This window comes from Nonomuraea sp. NPDC049695, assembly GCF_040674955.1.
GTDB classification, from domain to species: Bacteria; Actinomycetota; Actinomycetes; order Streptosporangiales; family Streptosporangiaceae; genus Nonomuraea; species Nonomuraea helvata.
This window is the reverse complement of record NZ_JBFANV010000199.1, coordinates 1-3929: the sequence shown is the minus strand read 5'-3', so window position 1 is coordinate 3929 and position 3929 is coordinate 1. Positions and strand designations below refer to the sequence as shown.

General features: G+C 72.7%; 1 protein-coding gene. It reads right to left on the bottom strand.

Annotated elements, in window-relative coordinates:
• Window positions 1–3929: SDR family NAD(P)-dependent oxidoreductase (locus tag AB0J64_RS56880; RefSeq protein ID WP_364047054.1), on the bottom strand; the 3929-nt coding region annotated here is incomplete at both ends.

The window sequence follows — 3929 nt, the reverse complement described above, 5'->3', positions numbered from 1 at the left end:
CCGCGTACCACCGCCAGGACCCGATGCCCGTGGCGGCGGGCGTCCGACAGCCGCTCCACCACCAGCACGCCCACGCCTTCGCCCCAGCCGACCCCGTCAGCCGCCTCGGCGAACGACTTACACCGCCCATCAGCGGCCAGCCCTCGCTGGAGGCCGAAGTCAGTGAAGGTGTCCGGTGTGGACATCACCGTCACCCCGCCGGCCAGCGCCAGATCACACTCACCGCTACGCAGCGCCTGCGCCGCCAGATGCAACGCCACCAGCGACGACGAACACGCCGTGTCCACCGACACCGCCGGCCCCTCCAGGCCGAACGCGTACGCCACTCGCCCGGACACCACGCTGGCCAGGCTGCCGTTGCCCAAGTAGCCGGCGTACTCCTCCGGCACCCGGCCCGGCCGAGTGCCCCAGTCGTGGTACATCACTCCGGCGAACACTCCGGTCGGGGTGCCGCGCAGTCCGGATGGGTCGATGCCGGCGCGCTCCAGGGCCTCCCAGGAGGTTTCCAGGAGGAGCCGCTGCTGCGGGTCCATGGCGGTGGCCTCACGCGGGCCGATATCGAACGGAGCGGGATCGAAGTACGCCGCGTCGTGCAGGAACCCGCCCTGCCGGGTGTAGGTGCGACCCATCTTGCCGGGCTCCGGGTCGTAGATGCCGGTGATGTCCCAGCCTCGGTCGGTGGGGAAGCCGGTGATGCCATCACGGTCGTCGATCAGGAGTTGCCAGAGGTCTTCCGGGCTGGTGACCTGGCCGGGGAAACGGCAGGCCATCCCCACCACCGCGATCAGATCATCAGCGGAATCACCAGCCGAACCGCCGGACGGGACGGCCGGGGCCGGGCGGTGGGCCGTGGTACCGGACAGGGCGGCGTCCAGATGCACCGCCAGCGCGCGGGGAGTGGGATGATCGAATACCAGGGTGGGAGTGAGCCGTAGCCCGGTCACCGTGTGCAGCCGGTTACGCAGCTCCACCGCGGTCAGCGAGTCGAACCCGAAATCCTGGAACGGCCGATCGGCATCGATGGCCGCAGCGCTGTCGTGGCCCAAGGTGGCCGCCGCCTGGCCACAGACCACATCCAGCAACCGCCGCTGCCGCTGCTGGGCCGACAGGTGAGCCAGCTCCGCCACCAGCGGCCGCACCGCACCAGCCGCACCAGCGGTAGCGGGGGCTGCCAGGGCTGCGGTGGGGTCGGCTGGGCCGGCTGCTCGGCTGGGGTCGGCGGTGGGGCGCGCTGCGGGAGCGGCCAGCTCGCGCAGCAGGGCCGGCAGGTCGGCCCCACGTCGGCCCAGCGCGGCCGGATCGAACCGGGCCGGCACCAGATGAGGCCGGCCGGCCTCCAGACCGGCGTCCAGCAAGGCCAGGCCCTGACCCGCAGTCAAAGCGATCAGCCCGGTAGCGCGCATCCGCGCCTCATCCCGCGGACCGATCCGGCCGACCATGCCGCGCTCCTCGGCCCACGGTCCCCACGCCAGCGAGAGCGCCGGCAGACCGGCGGCGGCCCGCGCCATCGCCAAGGCATCGACGAAGGCGTTGGCGGCCGCGTAGTTCCCCTGCCCGGCCCCGTCCACCACCCCGGCCAGCGAGGAGAACACCACAAACCGGGCCAGATCCCCATCGCGGGTCAGCTCGTGCAGATGCCAGGCCGCATCCACCTTCGGCCGCAGCACCGTCTCCACCTGCTCGGCCGACAACGACGTGATCACCCCGTCATCCACCACCCCCGCCGCATGCACCACCGCGCGCAGAGGATGAGTGCCGGGGATCTGCTCCAGCAGTACGGTCAGGGCGTCCCGATCAGCCACGTCGCAGGCGGCGACGGTGACCTCGGCGCCCTGCTCGGTCAGCTCGTCGCGGAGTTCGGCGGCGCCGGGGGCGTCCAGGCCCCGGCGGGAGACCAGCAGCAGCTGCCGTACGCCGTGCTCGGCCACCAGATGCCGGGCCACCAGCGCACCCAACCCGCCGGTGCCGCCGGTGACCAGCGTGGTCCCATCGACCGGCCAGGCCGCCACGGGCTCCTCGCCGGCATCCTCACCACCCATCCGACCAGCCCCGCCAGGCGCCAACCCGGAAGAGGCCGCATCTTCCCGACCGGGCGACGCCACGCGCCTTAGACGCGGCACCCACAACCGGCCGCCGCGCAGCGCCACCTCCGGCTCACCACAAGCCAGCGCCGCCGCCACCGCGTCGGCCACCCCGTCGCCGCTTCGGCCCGGTGAGGCGCCGGCAAGCGCCACCTCACCGGGTGCCGTCTCGGCGTCGGTTTCCAGATCGACCAGTGTGATCCGGCCCGGATGCTCCGCCTGCGCCGCCCGTACCAACCCGAACACTGCGGCCTGAAGCGGATCCACCTGCCCGCCGTCGGCGGCGACCCCACCCCGGGTCACCACCACCAATCGGGCGTCATCTCCCGGTTCACGAGTCAGCCACTCCTGCAAGCGGGCCAACACCGAACCCACGCCACGGCGCAGGAGATCCAGCAGCCCACTGTCGGCAGATCCGACGCTGGCCCACCCGGTGGCATCGATCACCAGATCTGCGCCGATGCCACCCGACGGCACCGTCACGTCCACCGGCCGCCACACCATCTCGTGCAGCCACTGGTGCGCCGCAGAGCGCGAACTCGACCACTGCGCGGGCACCGAGCGGTAAGCCAGTGACGTCACCGTGGCCACCGGCTGGCCCACAGGGTCGGCGAGGTCGAGCCGAACCCCGGCTTCGTCGTCCGGGCGCAGCCTGACCCGCGCCGCACGCGCCCCGTCGGCATGCAGTGACACCCCGCGCCAGGCGAACGGCAACGCCGTGTCCTGGCCGTGGCCGGGCAGCAGGTCGGTGGCGTGCAGGGCCGCGTCGAGCAGCGCCGGGTGCACGCCGAAGCCCGTTGCCTCCACCCCGTCGGCCAACGCCACCTCGACGAACACCTCCTCGCCGCGGCGCCAGGCTCGGGTGAGGCCACGGAAAGCGGGGCCGTAGTCGTAGCCGCGGTTGGCCATCGCCGGGTAGAGGCCGGTGACGTCGAGCGGCTCCGCGCCCGGCGGTGGCCAGTCGGCGAACTCGTGTGCCGCCGTCGGGACGAGAGCCGGGTCGGGGGAGAGGAAGCCGGTGGCGTGCCGTAGCCAGACACCGTCTTCGCCGATGGAGTGGATCTCCACGGGCCGCCGCCCGTCCACGGCGGATCGGCCGGCGACCACCTGGATCGTCACGTGGCCCCGACTCGGTAGCTCCAGGGGGGTGTGCAGGGTGAGTTCGTCGATGGCTGAGCAGCCGACCTGGTCGCCGGCGCGCAGGGCGAGCTCGACGAAGGCGGTGCCGGGCAGGATCGGGGTGGCGTTGATGGCGTGATCGGCCAGCCAGGGCTGGGCGGTGACCGACAACCGGCCGGTCAAGATGGTGCCGCCGTCAGGCTGCTCCACCACCGCACCCAAGATCGGATGGCCAGCGGCACTCAGACCGAGCGCGGCCGGGTCACCGGCCGAGGCGGGTTGCAGCCAGTAGCGGCGATGCTGGAAGGGATAAGTGGGCAGGTCCAGGTGGCCGGTGCGGGCACCCGCCGGCCCGGCCCCGGTGGTCCAGGTCGGCCAGGCGGTCCAGTCCACGCCGATACCACACGCCCAGGCCAGGCCCAGCCCGGCGACCAGTTGGGCGGTCTCGTCCCGGTCGCGGCGCAGCAGGGCTACCACCGAGGCAGGCTCTGCGTCTGCGCGGCTGCCGTCGGCACCGCCGGTTTTGTCGGTGTGGTGGGTGAGGGTTTGTTCGATCATGGGGGCGAGTTGCGCGTCCGGGCCGACCTCCAGGAAGTGGGTGACCCCGCGTCGCCGCATGACGTGGACGCCGTCTGCGAACCGGACCGGCTGCCGTACGTGCTCGACCCAGTAGCCGGGCTGGGTGATCTCCTCGCCGGCCAGCTCTCCCGAGACGTTGGACACCAGCGC